Genomic DNA, 14870 nt, shown 5'->3' with positions numbered 1-14870 from the left:
AAGCTTATTCTATTGATGATTGGAAATATGGGGTGAAGAGCCGTATGCCTTAATAGGGCACGTACGGTTCCGTTGAGGAGCATGGGCGGTAACGCCTGTGTTTACTTAAGATATCGTTTTGAACTCGAATTTGAGAAAAAATAAAGGGGGAATAAAATATGGATGAGATTTTATGGATAATTATAGGAGTGTTGTTGCTATCAATTATATTATCTAACATTAATCAATTACGCGAGGATAACAAACGTACAAATAAAATATTAGTAAAAATTGCTAAGGAAATGGGATTAATACCTGAACCATCTGTTAATGAAGAAATAAAAAGTCTAATTTTAGATGGTAAAAAAATTAAGGCAATTAAAATGTATAGAGAAAGTACAGGATTAGGATTAGTGGATGCCAAAAGGGATATTGATTTATTAAGTGAAAAATTAAAGAATCAGGAAATTTAAATTATAGTTAGCAAAATAAAGGAGGTTTCGATTTGGCGGTAAACTATTTTAAAAAATTAAGAGATGGTTATGTAAGTAACCAAGTGAAGCATATTAAGTTAGATTATTTTGAACCATCGTCTACTGTTAGAAAAAGTATAATATTTTCAGGAAGAGTGCAGAAGGTAGGGTTTAGATTAGAAATATATGAAATAGCGAAACGGATGAATTTAACTGGTTGGGTAAAAAATAGAATTGATAAAAATGTTGAGGCTGAAATACAGGGAGAAAATGATAAGATTATTTTCTTGATTAATTATATGAAATCATTAAAAAGAGCATCTGTTCAAAATATAGAAATAAATGAAATGATGATTGTTGATGGGGAATCAGAGTTTACAGTGATACGAAAATAATTCTATTTCGAAATATTGAATCCATTCAATTAAAATATTATTTATATATTACGGGGGAGGAGAGTAGTATGAGAATAGAAACAAACCATATAATAATTCGGGATTTTGAGCGGAAAGATACAGAAAACCTTTATCAGATTGTCAGAGAGAAATCCATTTTTCGATTTATGCCTGATTGGGCAGAAAATAATGACTCGCCAAAAGCCTTTTGGGGGTATATTAATTGGCACCAAAAAACTGTTAGTATGTTTAATAGATAATATTCGTAAACAGTGAATCGATTATAAATATATGATTGAGTCCTATAGTTGCACAATATCCAAAAAGTAGGAAATAACTTAGAAGGGATGATATTATGAAAATGATTATTAAAAATAAGTATGCTATATATTTACTATGCTTGTTTACTATTATTTTTGTTTTAAAGGAATTTTATTTATATAATATGATAAGTTTATTACTTCTCAAATATACATTATTATCATTAAATATAGCTATCATCTTACTAATATCTATATTTAGAAAAAGGATTAATAATATATATATTGTAATAACATTTATTATTATTGTTATATACAATACAGTAAATATTTTTGTTATTATATATCCTAATAATTTAAGTGGCAATAAAATTTCGTTACTATTATTTATTTTATTCATACTATCATTTTATAAATCTAATAGCATTATTCGCAAACTTTAATCGAGAGATGGGTGCTCAAAAGTTATATATATATCTGCGCATTAATCGCAAGAGTCACAGTTAAAGGAAACAAATGAGTTTATTGGTTGGTGTTGTACAGGTCCATGTGATGAATTGCCTGAGCCTAATAGAGAAGTAGGCTATGCAATTTCAAAATATTATAGGAATAAAGGTTATACAACACAGGCAGTTCAAGGACTGATTAAATATATGTTTGAAAAAACAAATATTAAAGTTTTAAATGCAATTGTCTTGTCACATAATGTATCTTCAAATAGAGTGATACAAAAATGTGGATTTAGATATATGAATAATATTGAGATTGAAAATCGTGAATTTTATTATTATAAACTTAGGAGGAGGATAACTTACTCTATATATTTTTTAGTAGTAAGCATTACCTTGGCTAAACAATATAACCAACAACTTTTATATGGGAATGTAATATGGTCAATTATAGTATTAATGTACACTTTTAAAAAAAGAAAATATTTTATGAATAGATATAATAAAAAGGGGTAATGAGTTTGAAAATTAATAAAATCTTCATTGTCTTGCTTTCAATATTTTTAGTTATAATAGTAGGTTGTGCAAATGGGATTAAAAATGAAGGAAATAAACAGCTGTAGGTAAAATGACAGTGGGACAAGAACTTATGGAAATTACTGATTTACGATTATTTCATAATCATATGACGATTGAACCAGTTATTTAAGTATTCGGCTATTATTATGGAAAGGCAGTAAGTAGAATGAGAGAGATTATCTTTGAAGAATTTATTGCATCAGAAAATTACAGGTTAATATTTACATATATGTGGGATTTTGATCAGAAATCTGATTGGGATTATGTTGAGCATGTAACTAATATCTTTAGAAAAAACGGTGCTGATGTTTACTATATAGAACTTGTTGCACCTCAAGTAATTAGATTACAAAGAAATGTTACTGAAAATCGTTAGCAATATTCATAAGTGATGGCATAGTAGAAAATTATGAACTAAAGATTATTTATATAATAAGAAGACAAATAAGAATTTGTGGGGATTATTTATACTAACACAAGGAGGTAGACTAAAGTGAAATATGTATTGTTAAGTGCAGATAACAGTCCATCTGTTTATTCAGTTCCAAATGAGGTGGCTGATAATTTAAGAAAATACTGTATTGATTTTTGTGATAAATGGCTACATGAGAGTCCACATGCGAAGAAATATCACAGATACGGCGGTGTTTGCTATGACGAAAAGGACTTTATTGAATATTTAAACAAATGGATTTTCCCTAATGTGCCATCAGTATTTATTGAAACACTTGAATGGATTGATTCAGAGAAAGACATTCCAGAAAAATATAAAGGATGTGATTGGTTCAATTTTTAATAGAGCCTTAAAATATTTGTGATTTAAGATATATTTTAAAAGACGGTGGAGTTGAGGAGATAATATTTATTTCCTAAGTTTAAAATTCAAAACTTTTGACAACATGTCTATATCGCCATTAAATGGCAAACTTAATAATTTAGTTTCATCATCAAAAATCAGATAACAGGGCGGTTCTTTTTCAGGAATTAAGATATAGACATCACTTACAAGTGCATTAAATGCCTTGCAGTTTACTTTTACAATAGGATCTAAAGGGATTTTAACCACATATCCATCATCAGTAGCAGGGTCGTTTTTATATAATCCGTCTATATTAGTAATCCAACTTGTAATCATATCTTGGATTTCTGGATTTGCTTTGATTACTTTTACAACTTTATTTTGTTTTGGGTCGAAAATTTCAATATTGTTAACCATCTCAGCACTTACGTATGTTGAATGAGAGAATATAACGAAAAAAAATAATACAAATAATAATTTTTTAATCAAATTAATCACCTCTTAATTAAAGTTCCCATAATATCAGCAGTTTATTATTGAATAATATGTATGATAAGTACTTTGCTTATAGGGTGTACTAAATAAAAGAACTCCTTAAGCAAAAAAAAATTCATATGGTTCTTAATATGAAAAGGAGTGAAAAAGATGAAAGAGTTAAGTAATGATAATTTCTTTATTAAATGGAAACCAACTCATGAAAAAGGTATTTTTGCATATGAAATAAGAAACACAGTTCCTTTAATAATATTTTTAATTTTTATTAATATTATTTATTTAATAAAATACCCAAGTAATACAGAAGCCTTTAAAATTTCGGCTGAGTCTTCTGTAGTAATGGCATTAATCTTTATAGCAATAAGTGTTCTAAAATGGTTAAATTCTGAAAAAAGATATAAGTATATTGAAAAAGTTTATGAGGAAAATAAGAAAGAAATCTAAATGCTAAGTGTTATGATATGGTTATAGAAATAAATAAAAACAAAGATAAAGGTTATAATAATGTAAACTTAAAAAATGGTAGATTATTATAATTATATATACAGGAGGATTAAAAGTGAAAAAAATATTATTAATTATTATATTAACAACTATGGTAGCGGGGTGCTCAAGTACAACGAAGGACGTTAAAAATACGCCTGAAAAGGCTACTACTAATACTCAAATCAAAGATCAATCACAAACAACTAGTACTGAGGGACAGCCAGAGGCAGAGAATACAGATCAAGGTGTTGTTAAAGATACCACTAGTAAAGGAGATTCTAGTGTTCTTAAAAATATAGATGAAAGTAAAAGTCAATTTGAAAAGGGATATTATGATTATGAGGGAACTATAAATAAGAATATAGCAATTCAAATGAGTATTTATAAATCAGATAAAGATAAAGAGTTAGTAGGAACGTACTTTTATGAGAAACAGAGAAAGGAAATTAAATTAAAAGGAAAATCTGGAGGCACAAATATTATTCTATATGAATATGATGGAACAGGGAAAAATACAGCTATATTTCAAGGAACAATGAAAACTGTTGATAAAATCGAAGGAACATGGAGAAGTGTGGATAATAAAATCAGTTATCCATTTACATTATCGCTTAAAAGTAACATTGTTGCTGATGAATATGGGAAGAGATACGCTGTAGCTTTAAATACAAAAAGTGACCAAGACGTGGAGGAATTTGCTAGCAAAATTAAAAACTATATAGTAAATGATAATAAAGAGCAATTAGCTGAACAAATAAAATATCCTATCAATTCTAAAATTGATGGTAAGGTTGTTAAAATAGAAAATAAAGATTATTTTATTGAAAATTATGACAAAATTATTAATCCAAATTATAAGAGTGCAATAAGTAGTGCATTTACAAAGTATCTATTTGTAAATTATAAAGGGATAATGTTTGGCCAAAATGAATATAACATGTGGATTAATGAGATTACTCCTACTGATGGTAAGGCTCAATTGATGATCACGGCAATAAATAATTAATATTGGAGGGGAAAATGCTTAATTTCATTGGTATTGGAAGTGCTTTTAATACGGAGCTTGGAAATACAAGTGCTTTTGTAAAAAGGAATAATAGTTTACTACTATATAAATAACGGGTGTAGTATTAAAGTGGTTAGCAAGAGGATGTGGGGAGTGAATAATATGTCAGGATATATGGAGTTTATTTCAAAGGCTTGGAAAGAATTTGTAAAGCAAGGTGATATTAATAAGGATGTAAGATTAGAAATAGCAGACTCCTGGAAAAGATGTAAGGGGTATGGTGTAGATTTTATGGATGGCCGTGGTAATGATGCTTATGGGGTATCCGTAGAATCTAAAATTGAAGAAAATGCAGAACTTGTTTCAATAGCCCATTCTATAATGGAAGATATATATAATATTATAGTGGGGTCTGGATTTGCTTTGTTCCTATCAGATAGGGATGGATATATACTTGATATTATTGGAGAAAGTAGTATTATACAAAAGGCAAATGAATTGAATTTTGTAAAAGGTGCTCTGTGGTCAGAAAGAGCGGTGGGCACTAATGCTATAGGAACAGCACTTTATTTGGATAAACCTATACAGACCATAGGTGCTGAACATTATGGTATAAAGCAACATTCTTGGACATGCTCTTCAGCACCTATTCATGATGAAGAGGGAAATATAATAGGGTGTATAAACATGTCAGGTATTTGTCAGGATGCACACTTACATACCTTAGGAATTGTTACAGCAGCAGCGGAGTCTATAAAAAAGCAACTGGCACTTATTATTTCTTATGATTTATTAAACATTACCTTTGATTCGATTGTGGAAGGTATGATAGTGATTGATGAGAAGTTTAATATCAAAAGGATAAATGACAAAGCTGAAAATATTTTAGGAATAACGCAAAGCGAAATATTTAAAATGAATATAAAAGAAACATTAAAGGATTTAAATTTTGATGATATGCTGTCGAGTTCTAGGCAGGCTTATAATAATATAGAATGTGATTTTCATATAAGAAATAAGAGAATAAAATGTATAATAAATGCAGTTGCTATGAAGGTTAATCACAAATTTATGGGCAGCGTTATAACTTTTAGAGAAACTGAGTATGTACATAAGTTGGTTAACAAGGTAGTAGGTTATAAGGCAACCTATAAATTTGATGATATTATAAGTGATAATGAAAAAATGAAAAGTTTAATAGAATTTGCAAAGAAAGCTGCTAAAAGTGATTGTAATATACTAATTGAAGGTTCAAGTGGAACAGGTAAAGAGCTAGTGGCTCAATCTATACATAATTATAGTGAAAGGCAGCAAGGACCTTTTGTAGCTATAAATTGCGCATCTATACCAAGAGAATTGGTGGAAAGTGAACTTTTTGGATATGATAGAGGTGCATTTACTGGAGCTATTAAAGAAGGACATCCCGGTAAATTTGAGCTTGCAGATGGGGGAACTATTTTTTTAGATGAATTAGGAGAACTTCCTCTAGATATTCAATCAAAACTATTAAGAGTACTAGATAACAATAAAATTGTTAGAGTAGGTGGAACATATGAAAAAAAGTTAAATGTTAGAATTATATGTGCAACTAATAAGAAGTTAAAAGAAGAAGTAAAAAAGAAAACCTTTAGAGAAGATCTCTATTATAGGTTAAATGTAATGAACATAAAAACTATTCCACTTGTAGAGAGAATAGAGGATATAGAAGTACTAGCGAATCACTTCATAGAGATACTAAATAAAAAAAATGATAAAATTAAAGTTATGAGCAAAGCGTATATTACAAGTCTTAGTGAATATGATTGGCCAGGTAATGTAAGAGAACTTAGGAATGTTATAGAAAGAGACTATTATTCAAGTGAAGGTAATATAATTGGAATAGAAAACTCAGAGATCTCAGAAACAAGTAAATTTATAGAAAAAATTAAAGATAAAGAAATTAAAGAGAAAGATATTATACCAATAGATATGTTAGAGAAAGAGAGTATGATAAAGGCGCTTAAATTTTGTCATGGGAACATAGTAAAAGCGGCGCAAATGTTAAAAATAAGTAGATCTAGTATGTATAGAAAAATTATAAAATATAATATTAACAATGTTTAAATAAATATTATGGTTTTTAATTAGATATGATAAATAATTGTATTTAAAGTGTATCAAAATGAGAGTTAAAATATGATAAATGTCAAAATGACACACTAATTAGTGTGTCATTTTGACATTGAAGCTGCTTTCATAAGATTTATATAAGGACTATTATTTTAATACAACACTGATTTAAGAGTGGTTTAGCAGTGAAAGAAACGCTTTTTCAATAATGTTTTCTTGTAATTAATAATTTGGAATGATAATTGCTTTATAAGTATGTGAGAAAATTAACAATAAAACACATGATTTTATTGTTCAGGAGGTAATCTTATTATGAAAGCAGCATTATGGTATGGAGTAAAAGACGTTAGAGTTGAAGAAATAGAAGAACCAAAGGTTAATAAAGGAAATGTTAAAATTAAAGTAAAATGGTGTGGAATATGTGGATCAGATTTACATGAATATTTAGGCGGACCAATTTTTATACCAGTTGGACAACCTCATCCTTTAAGTGGTAATGTTGCCCCAGTTGTTTTAGGTCATGAATTTTCAGGTGATGTTGTAGAAATTGGAGAAAGCGTAACTAATATTAAGGTTGGGGATAGAGTTACAGTGGAACCTATTGTAGCTTGCGGTGAATGCCCAGCTTGCAAAGAAGGAAAATATAATCTCTGTTCATCATTAGGATTTCATGGACTTTGTGGAAGTGGAGGTGGACTTGCTGAATATACTGTATTTCCAGAAGAATATGTACATAAAATACCTGACAATATGTCCTATGAACAAGCAGCATTAATAGAGCCAATAGCAGTTGCTCTTCACTCTATTAGAATGGCGAATTTTAATACTGGAGATACTGCAATTGTACTTGGTTCAGGCCCAATAGGACTCGCAACAATTGAATGCCTAAAAGCTGCAGGAGCAAGTCTAATAGTAGTATTACAAAGAAAATCAATAAGACAAGAATATGCAAAAAGAGCAGGCGCAAATGTTGTTCTTGATCCAAATGAAGTTGATATAGCTGAGGAAGTTAAAAAACTTACAGGTGGATTAGGAGTAGATGTTGCTTTTGAGACTACTGGAGCTAAAATAGGTTTTGATACAGGTATCGGTAGTTTAAAATACGAAGGAACTATGGTTATAACAAGTATTTGGGAAGGCGATGTTAGTTTTAATCCAAATGTTTTAGTATTCACTGAAAAGAAAATAGTAGGAACACTAGCATATAGACATGAATTCCCAGCAACAATTGCACTAATGAATGATGGAAGGATTAAAGCTGAAGGATATATAACTAAAAAGATAGCTCTTGATGATATAGTTGAGGAAGGGTTCGCTGCTTTAACTGGACCAGAAAAGAAGAAACATGTAAAAATACTTGTAACACCAGATAAATCGCTTTTATCTGACTGTAAACTATAATAATAATAAATTTACATTGATGTTAAAACTCAAAAAAATAGAAGCTATTCTACAGCTTCTATTTTTTTTATTATTCTACCAATGCCTCTTCTAAACCTTTTTTAATAGTTTCTATAGATTGCTCACCTGCTACAGTAACTTTTTTATTAATTAGGAAATAAGGAACTATATCTACTCCAATGTCTTGAGATTCTTTTTCATCTTGTAGAACTTTATCAGTATACTTATCGCTATTTAAAATTTGACGAACCTTTTCTTCTTCAAGGCCTGCTTCTTTAGAAAGTTTAGCTAAAGTATCTATATCTGAAATGTTTTTGTTATCAGTAAAATGTGTTTTAAATATTAGACTTACTACCTTGGCTTCTTTACCAATCTCTTTTGCATACTGCAATAACCTATGTGCATTTAAAGAATTTACGGGCATAGCAGTTTCAAGGTTATATACAAGTCCAAGCCCTTTAGCCTCAGCAGTTAATCTATCATTATTTTCTTGGATATCTTCCATAGTCATCCCATATTCCTTTGAAAGAAATTCACTCATAGTATCAGTTTGTATTTTACTAGAATTAGGATTTAATTCAAAACTTTTATATATTATCTCTACGTTTTCTTTATCAGAAAAATTCTCGAGTGCCTTTTCAAACTTGGCTTTTCCTAAATAACAGTATGGGCATACAAAATCCATCCACATCTCTACTTTCATTATATATCACTCCCAGTTTCTCAAATTTTAGTAATTAGATTATTTCACTTTGGATATATGTTGTCAAGTAGCGATAATTATATGCAACATTAATACAAATTACAAATATTTAAAATAATCAGTTAAATTAATGTATTTAGTATAGTAATTTAGATTTCACTAAATGTGTTTAAAATTATTAAAGTGTAATGAATACGCTTACAAACCTTGTATAGCCACATACATAGACTGTGGCTATTTATCTTTTTGTGTGGCATGGGAATTGCTTATACTATATGTGTGAAGAAGTTTTTATATCATGTAGGGAGGAATTTTGTGAATACTTTAATAGTTGCTGCTGAAATAGTGTTATTACTTTTCCTTGTGATTAAGAATATGAAAATGACAAAAAAAATCAAAATTCTAAAAAGGCAAAAATCTAGCAAATAGGGTTAAGTAGAAAGGATCTTGTTTTTATTATATAATCTTAATGAAACTTACTTTTAGGTACGTCTAACTATACGTTAGTTATTGTTATATGGTATAGATTTACCATTGCAAGAATGAGGGGAGAGATTATTTTTATGAATTTAAATGATAAACTTTTAAATATAATAAACACTGAAAACAAGAAGAACCCAATTTCAGATATAAAACTTTCTAAAATGTTATCTACATCAAGAGAGTGTATAACGATTTTACGAAAGGAATTAAATATTGGCAACTCTAGGGAAAGGAGAAAACCATATTTAGAGAATTACATTAAAACTATAATTGAAAAAAACAGTACTATAAACGTTACAGATATTACAAAGCAACTTAAAAGTTATGGATTTGATATTTCAAGACATGTTATTGAATCAATACTTAATGATACAAAAATAGGTAACAAAGAGGTATCGCAGAAGGAAAAAATTGGGAGTGTCAGATTTGAAAGTGTCCGATCTGAAAGAGATCCGTTTGAATCTTTAATTGGATATGATGGTAGCCTTAAGAACAACATACTTCAATCAAAGTCAGCAATACTTTACCCGCCTCACGGATTAGCAACTATGATTTGTGGAGAAAGTGGTGTAGGTAAAACACAATTTGCAGAATGTATGTATAATTTCGCAAAAGAGAAAACTGGTATGCCAGGGAATATGCCTTTTATAGTTTTTAATTGCGCGGACTATAGTGATAATCCTCAATTGCTTTTATCATTGCTTTACGGTTCTAAGAAAGGATCATTCACAGGGGCTGACAGTGATACTGTTGGAATTGTAGAACATGCTAATAACGGAATACTTTTTCTAGATGAGATTCATAGGTTGCCTCCTAAAGGTCAGGAAATATTATTTTCAATTTTAGACAAAGGTAAGTTTAGAAGACTTGGAGAGACCTATGCGGAAAGAGAAGTAAACGTTATGTTTATAGGCGCTACTACAGAGAATATAGAATCTAGCATGCTTCTAACTTTCAGGAGACGAATTCCTATGATAATCTCTATTCCACCATTATATAAGAGACCATTTACAGAAAAAATACAACTAATTTATTTTTTCTTTCAGCAGGAGTGCAATAGAATAAATTCAAAAATATATATTGAATCGAAAGTTACTGACATACTTACACTAAGTAGGTTCAACGGTAATATAGGGGAATTAAAAAGTAAAATACAAGTTATTTGCGCAAGGGCTTTCATGAAAAAGATAAATAGAAACGACGACATTATAACAATAGACAATAATGAAGTAATGGAAACTAATGTTTTAGAAAAAGATTTATTGATAGAAGATTTAAGTATTGGTGAAATAAGAGATTATACAAAGGATATGCTTTTAATACCATTTATTAATGAAAAGGTTGGTATTTTAAAAAATGTAGATAATAGCAGTTATTCCATACCAAAAGATTTTTATAATCAGATAGAAAATAAATACTCACAGCTCAAAAACTTGGATATGAATCCATCAGAAATCGAGGAAATTTTATGGACGTTTATTATTAACAAATTTGATAAGATGGAAATTAGTATTAATAATAAAGATAAGTTCTTTTCCTTAAATAAATTGGGCAATTTAATAGATGTTGAAATAATAGAGCTGGTTAAAAATCTAAGAGTCGAATTAAAAGATGTTTATAGTGGCCATGATTTAAATGAAAATGTTTTTAATTATATGGCTATACATTTAGAAGAAACTATAAAAAGAATACGGTTAAAGCAAAGCATAATAAATGTAAACTTACCTAAAATAAAAAAAGATTTTAGTAAAGAATATGAGATAGCGATTAGGTTTACCAAGCTATTAGAAAAAGAAAAAGGAATATCTATTCCAGAAGATGAAATCGGTTTTATAGCAATGTATATAAACGCCAGTATAAATAATAAATCAGAACAAAATAAAGTGGGAGTTATTCTACTTTCTCATGGAAAGATTGCAACGGAAACTATTAACGTTGTTAAACAATTATTGAATGTGAATTTTCCTGTAGCGCTTGATATGCCACTTGATGAAAATCCTTCATCGGTATATGAAAAAGCTATTGAAATTTCGAAAATTATTGATAATGGGAAAGGTATTTTGTTTTTAGTAGATATGGGTTCTCTTATAAATATTGGTGAGATAGTTGCTAATAGATTAGGAATAGCTACTAGAACCATTGACAGGGTAGATTTACTTACAGTAATAGAGGCGGTTAGCAAAATTTCAATAGCTGAGGCAAGTCTAGATGAAATTTATTTGAGTTTAATAAAAACAAGATACAGTTATCCCTTATTAAATATTACTAAAAGTGATAAACCAAAGGCTATTATATCATTATGCCTAACTGGAGAAGGAACTGCATGCCATATTAAGGAGTTTCTCGAGAAGAAATATAAAGGCATAAAGATTCTGAAACTAGGAGTTATTGATGAAGAAATAACAACAAAGATAAAAAAATTCCAGGAAAAATATAATATCATTGCAATTGTAGGAACAATAAATCCTGAAATTGAAGATATAACATTTATCCCGTATAATCCTCAGCTGCTGAGTAATGGCATAAGTTATTTGGATTTAATGCTTAATAAAGAACATCCAGGTGATTTTGAAAATACAATCGAAGATGATTTAATACTCTTTGAACCGGATGTAAGCAATAAAAAAGATCTTATTGAAGTAATGTGTTCAATGCTTATAAATAAGGGGTATGTAAAGAAAGAATTTTTTAAATCTGTTTTTAATCGAGAAGATATTGTTCCTACTTTTTTAAAGGGTGGAATAGCTATTCCTCATGGAGAACATTCTTTTGTACTTAAGTCTTCATTCGTAATTGTAAAACTTAAAAATCCTATTGACTGGGGAATTGGCAAAGTTGATATAGTTTGCCTTGTAGCTCTTAAAATAAATGATAAAAACTTTGTTAAAGAGTTTCTTAAACTTCTATTAAATATGGACTTTATAAAAGAATTAAAAAGCGCAGTTAGTGTTATGGATCTAAAAGACATAATTTTGTCTAATACAAAGGAGGCATCTATATGATAGATTTAGATTTGGTTTTACTTAATATGGAGGCAAAGACATCAACAGATGTTATTAATGATTTAGGCAAGTTAATGCTTAATAAAAATTACGTAAAGGATAGTTATATAAATGCTGTAATCGACAGGGAAAAAGAACTACCCACAGGACTTAATATAGGTAACTTTTATGTAGCTATCCCTCATACTGATTCGAATCACGTGAATAAATCAAATATTGCTATTGCAACATTAAAATCTCCTGTTGAGTTTAGAGAGATGATAAATCCAGAAGGGAAGATAAATGTTGAATTAGTATTTCTATTAGCTGTAAAAGATCCAAAAGAGCAGGTAACGTTACTAAAGAGTCTTATGTCGGTATTTCAGAATAAACAGTTACTTATTGAAATTAAAAATGCAAAAGATAAACAAGAAGTGGCAGAGCTTTTAAAAAATATAATAATCTAAAATATAATAATTTAAAATAGGAGTGATTAATATGAAAAAAAGATTTAAAGTATTAGCAGTATGTGGTTCAGGTACAGTAACTTCATCAATGGTTGCATTAAAACTAAAAGAGGCTCTTGAAGATGAGGGAATATCTATTTCGACAACAGAAGCAAAACCAACAGAAGCTCTTAATCTTATTAGTGGTGGAGGATATGATTTTATAATAAATACTAGCCCATTAATAGCTGGAGATTATGGTGTACCAATAATTAATGCAGTAGGTTTTTTAACTGGATTTGGTGAAGAGGAATTTATAGAAAATATCATGAAAGTAATTAAAGACATTAATAATAAATAATTAATGAGGAGGAATTAAAATGTTTCTACAGACATTAAGTAAAGTATTTAATACATTTGGTGCTCCAGTATTTGTCCCGGTAGTAATATTTATTATTTCTAAGATTTTACATGTTAAAACAAAGAAAGCTTTTTACTCAGCCTTATATGCAGGTGTTGGACTAGAAGGTTTCACACTATTATTAAACTCATTTACACCAATTATTTCCCCAGTAGTAACACAAATGGTTAGTGGTACGGGAATAAAGCTTCCCGTTTTCGATGTTGGATGGCAGTCAGCTGCAATCGTTGGTTATTCAACTCAAGCAGGTATGATATACCTAGTCGTTGCTCTAGGACTCCAGACTGTACTATTTCTTGTAAAGTGGACAGATGTATTCCAACCTGGAGATCTTTGGAATAACTATTCATACATGGTATGGGGCTCAATGATTTATGCATCTAGTAAAAACATGATGCTCGCACTTGCATGTATGATTGTACTCAATTTATATAGTTTGCTTACAGCTGAGCTAATAGCTAACAGATGGTCCAATTATTATAACTATCCAAACTGTACAATAATTGCAATGCATAATATTGAACCTGCTATTTTTGCTGTGGCAATCGATCCTATTTTTAATAAATTAGGACTTAATAAAGTTAAATTAAACCCTGAAAATTTGCAACGAAAACTCGGATTCTTTGGTGAACCAATAGCATTAGGGTTAATATTAGGTGTATTAATCGGAATACTTGGTAATATTCATGCATTAAATGTGTTGAAATCTTGGGGACAAATTGCAACTGTTGGTATTGCAACAAGTGCAATCATGGCTATATTTCCAAAAATCGCAGGAATATTTGCGCAAGCTTTCTTACCACTCACCGAAGCTGCAAGAAAATCAGCTATGAAAGACGGAAAAGGACGTAAATGGTTCTTAGGAGTTAATGATGCTACAGGATATGGCGAACCAGCAACATTAATTTCGGGTATTATTCTTATACCAATAATGGTTCTAATTGCAATGATTCTACCAGGAAATAGCACTTTGCCAGTTGTTGATTTAATTGCAATACCATTTATGGTTGAAGGTATTGTATGTTTAGTAAATGGTAATATCTTAAAAGTTATTATAACAGGAGTTATATGGTTTACTTTAGGATTATTTATGTGCACATATACCGCACCATTATTTACTAGTATTGCTGCAACATCAGGAGTAACTCTTCCAGTTGGTGCATTAATGGTTACAAGTTTTAATGTAATAGGCAAACCAATATTTGGGCTTATATTCCTAGCTTTTCTAAGCAAATCACCAATATTGATTGCTCTTGTAGTAGTAATATATTTCGTATTGTGGTTCTTATTTAGGAAGAATAAAACAGCTATTTATGATTACCTTGAAAGAAATGCAATGAAAAATGAGGCAATCGAAGAGTAAAGGATTTATAATTAATTTATATAAAAATCTAAGGAGGATAAG

15 protein-coding genes and 1 pseudogene are annotated in these 14870 nt (G+C 29.5%); 14 read left to right on the top strand and 2 right to left on the bottom strand.

Going from position 1 to position 14870, the window contains the following annotated elements:
- Nucleotides 1-158: 158 nt before the first annotated feature.
- The 6 genes and pseudogenes from KPL55_RS22455 (at nt 159) to KPL55_RS22430 (ending at nt 2931) form a co-directional block, all read left to right on the top strand.
- Nucleotides 159-452 (top strand): ribosomal protein L7/L12, encoded by a 294-nt coding sequence (locus KPL55_RS22455; protein ID WP_246599755.1) that lies wholly within the window; start codon nt 159-161, stop codon nt 450-452.
- Nucleotides 453-484: 32 nt separating this feature from the next.
- Nucleotides 485-847 (top strand): acylphosphatase, encoded by a 363-nt coding sequence (locus KPL55_RS22450; protein WP_216308992.1) that lies wholly within the window; start codon nt 485-487, stop codon nt 845-847.
- Between the two features lie 68 nt (nt 848-915).
- Complete coding sequence (locus tag KPL55_RS22445) at nt 916-1107, top strand: GNAT family N-acetyltransferase (RefSeq protein ID WP_246599754.1); 192 nt, start codon at nt 916-918, stop codon at nt 1105-1107.
- Between the two features lie 518 nt (nt 1108-1625).
- Nucleotides 1626-2072, top strand: a pseudogene (locus tag KPL55_RS22440) (GNAT family N-acetyltransferase); the annotation flags it as partial.
- A gap of 229 nt (nt 2073-2301) precedes the next feature.
- Nucleotides 2302-2511 carry a hypothetical protein gene (locus KPL55_RS26135; RefSeq protein WP_246599751.1) on the top strand — a complete coding sequence of 70 codons (210 nt, stop codon included), beginning with the start codon at nt 2302-2304 and terminating at the stop codon, nt 2509-2511.
- Nucleotides 2512-2628: 117 nt separating this feature from the next.
- A complete protein-coding gene (locus tag KPL55_RS22430; protein ID WP_216308991.1) occupies nt 2629-2931 on the top strand; it encodes a hypothetical protein in 303 nt (100 codons plus the stop codon).
- Nucleotides 2932-2997: 66 nt separating this feature from the next.
- Here the strand turns inward: KPL55_RS22430 and KPL55_RS22425 are convergent, their stop codons facing one another.
- The gene (locus KPL55_RS22425; RefSeq protein ID WP_216308990.1) at nt 2998-3423 is read right to left on the bottom strand and encodes a hypothetical protein; all 426 of its coding nucleotides are present in this window, start codon (nt 3421-3423) and stop codon (nt 2998-3000) included.
- A gap of 156 nt (nt 3424-3579) precedes the next feature.
- Between KPL55_RS22425 and KPL55_RS22420 the strand changes: the two genes are divergently transcribed.
- The 4 genes from KPL55_RS22420 (at nt 3580) to KPL55_RS22400 (ending at nt 8431) form a co-directional block, all read left to right on the top strand.
- A complete protein-coding gene (locus tag KPL55_RS22420; protein WP_216308989.1) occupies nt 3580-3873 on the top strand; it encodes a hypothetical protein in 294 nt (97 codons plus the stop codon).
- Between the two features lie 115 nt (nt 3874-3988).
- Nucleotides 3989-4921 (top strand): membrane lipoprotein lipid attachment site-containing protein, encoded by a 933-nt coding sequence (locus KPL55_RS22415; RefSeq protein ID WP_216308988.1) that lies wholly within the window; start codon nt 3989-3991, stop codon nt 4919-4921.
- Between the two features lie 162 nt (nt 4922-5083).
- Nucleotides 5084-7024 carry a sigma-54-dependent Fis family transcriptional regulator gene (locus KPL55_RS22405; RefSeq protein ID WP_216308987.1) on the top strand — a complete coding sequence of 647 codons (1941 nt, stop codon included), beginning with the start codon at nt 5084-5086 and terminating at the stop codon, nt 7022-7024.
- Nucleotides 7025-7342: 318 nt separating this feature from the next.
- Nucleotides 7343-8431, top strand: a complete 1089-nt coding sequence (locus KPL55_RS22400; RefSeq protein WP_216308986.1) for a 2,3-butanediol dehydrogenase — start codon at nt 7343-7345, stop codon at nt 8429-8431.
- A gap of 70 nt (nt 8432-8501) precedes the next feature.
- On the opposite strand, the gene KPL55_RS22395 is transcribed toward KPL55_RS22400, so the two are convergent.
- Entirely contained in the window at nt 8502-9134 is a 633-nt protein-coding gene (locus KPL55_RS22395) for a DsbA family oxidoreductase (RefSeq protein ID WP_216308985.1), read from the bottom strand.
- 563 nt (nt 9135-9697) lie between these two features.
- Here KPL55_RS22395 and KPL55_RS22390 point away from each other — a divergent pair.
- Genes KPL55_RS22390 through KPL55_RS22375 form a run of 4 tightly spaced genes read left to right on the top strand, consistent with a single transcriptional unit; the run spans nt 9698 to nt 14828 of the window.
- Nucleotides 9698-12619: a sigma 54-interacting transcriptional regulator gene (locus KPL55_RS22390; protein WP_216308984.1), complete on the top strand. Its 2922-nt coding sequence runs from the start codon at nt 9698-9700 to the stop codon at nt 12617-12619.
- Entirely contained in the window at nt 12616-13065 is a 450-nt protein-coding gene (locus KPL55_RS22385) for a PTS sugar transporter subunit IIA (RefSeq protein ID WP_246599749.1), read from the top strand. The genes KPL55_RS22390 and KPL55_RS22385 overlap by 4 nt, the downstream gene beginning before the upstream one ends.
- 31 nt (nt 13066-13096) lie before the next feature.
- Nucleotides 13097-13405 (top strand): PTS sugar transporter subunit IIB, encoded by a 309-nt coding sequence (locus tag KPL55_RS22380; protein WP_216308983.1) that lies wholly within the window; start codon nt 13097-13099, stop codon nt 13403-13405.
- Nucleotides 13406-13424: 19 nt separating this feature from the next.
- On the top strand, nt 13425-14828 hold the full coding sequence (locus KPL55_RS22375; RefSeq protein ID WP_216308982.1) for a PTS galactitol transporter subunit IIC: 1404 nt from the start codon (nt 13425-13427) through the stop codon (nt 14826-14828).
- Nucleotides 14829-14870 lie beyond the last annotated feature (42 nt).

It is taken from the genome of Clostridium lacusfryxellense (assembly GCF_018861735.1).
Classification (GTDB): Bacteria; Bacillota; Clostridia; order Clostridiales; family Clostridiaceae; genus Clostridium_AD; species Clostridium_AD lacusfryxellense.
This window is presented reverse-complemented; position numbering and strand designations above follow the sequence as displayed.

What these genes read in the sequence shown, in the direction of transcription:
- KPL55_RS22455 (WP_246599755.1), top strand. Translation starts at nt 159, where the DNA reads ATGGATGAGATTTTATGGATAATTATAGGAGTGTTGTTGCTATCAATT.
- KPL55_RS22445 (WP_246599754.1), top strand. Translation starts at nt 916, where the DNA reads ATGAGAATAGAAACAAACCATATAATAATTCGGGATTTTGAGCGGAAA.
- KPL55_RS26135 (WP_246599751.1), top strand. Translation starts at nt 2,302, where the DNA reads ATGAGAGAGATTATCTTTGAAGAATTTATTGCATCAGAAAATTACAGG.
- KPL55_RS22420 (WP_216308989.1), top strand. Translation starts at nt 3,580, where the DNA reads ATGAAAGAGTTAAGTAATGATAATTTCTTTATTAAATGGAAACCAACT.
- KPL55_RS22405 (WP_216308987.1), top strand. Translation starts at nt 5,084, where the DNA reads ATGTCAGGATATATGGAGTTTATTTCAAAGGCTTGGAAAGAATTTGTA.
- KPL55_RS22400 (WP_216308986.1), top strand. Translation starts at nt 7,343, where the DNA reads ATGAAAGCAGCATTATGGTATGGAGTAAAAGACGTTAGAGTTGAAGAA.
- KPL55_RS22395 (WP_216308985.1), bottom strand. Translation starts at nt 9,134, where the DNA reads ATGAAAGTAGAGATGTGGATGGATTTTGTATGCCCATACTGTTATTTA.
- KPL55_RS22390 (WP_216308984.1), top strand. Translation starts at nt 9,698, where the DNA reads ATGAATTTAAATGATAAACTTTTAAATATAATAAACACTGAAAACAAG.
- KPL55_RS22385 (WP_246599749.1), top strand. Translation starts at nt 12,616, where the DNA reads ATGATAGATTTAGATTTGGTTTTACTTAATATGGAGGCAAAGACATCA.
- KPL55_RS22380 (WP_216308983.1), top strand. Translation starts at nt 13,097, where the DNA reads ATGAAAAAAAGATTTAAAGTATTAGCAGTATGTGGTTCAGGTACAGTA.
- KPL55_RS22375 (WP_216308982.1), top strand. Translation starts at nt 13,425, where the DNA reads ATGTTTCTACAGACATTAAGTAAAGTATTTAATACATTTGGTGCTCCA.